The organism is Gabonia massiliensis (assembly GCF_001403595.1).
In the GTDB taxonomy this organism is placed as follows: domain Bacteria; phylum Bacteroidota; class Bacteroidia; order Bacteroidales; family Coprobacteraceae; genus Coprobacter; species Coprobacter secundus.
Map to the genome: position 1 here is coordinate 693,150 of NZ_LN877938.1, position 663 is coordinate 693,812.

General features: G+C 51.1%; 1 protein-coding gene. It reads right to left on the bottom strand.

What is annotated here, in order from left to right:
* Positions 1–416 (bottom strand): hypothetical protein (locus tag BN2628_RS17490; RefSeq protein WP_257606391.1); only part of this gene is annotated, 416 nt, incomplete at its 3' end.
* Positions 417–663 lie beyond the last annotated feature (247 nt).

The window sequence follows — 663 nt, forward strand, 5'->3', positions numbered from 1 at the left end:
TTCACCTGCTCCCACAGTGGTGTTTGCTTCATCAGCTCTACGCCTCTGCGCCACAGCTCGGGATTGATATTTTGGCAGGCTGTGTCCCACAAGTGGGTGTACTCGTGAAGCGGGGTCTCGGGGTTCAATGCGCTGCCGTTGAGGTATAGCTTGCCCCCTGCGGTGGCGCCGTAGATTATACCGTTCCTGTCGTATAAGAGTTTTTCCTCCCCGGATATTGCGGCTTCCGCATCTTTTTGTATCTTTGCTATGTCATCACTGCTAATGATAACGGTTCTTGCATTTGTTCCATCTGCGGCATTTGACCCATTTGCGACATTTGCAGGTTGAGACGTCGAGTTCAGGGGACGGATCTTTGTCCGGGCATCTGAAACATTAGATGATGAGAGTTCAGCCCACATAGTTATGGTATCCATATCATCTGGGCTGTCTTTTTGCTCTTTCTCTAAAACAACCACATAACCATTGGACAAACTCTTCTTGAATCTGATGGATTCCCGNTTTGAGCCACCACCAGTAATCCTTCAGCCATTTCTTTAACCGCTCACGCAGAGTGACTGCCTTGGCTACTTCTATGGCGTTGCCGTCCCGGTTGCGGGATACGATGTCTTCCAACAGACGGGCTCCGTCCTTGCCGGTAAGGCGGGAGTGTACTTCGCCGGC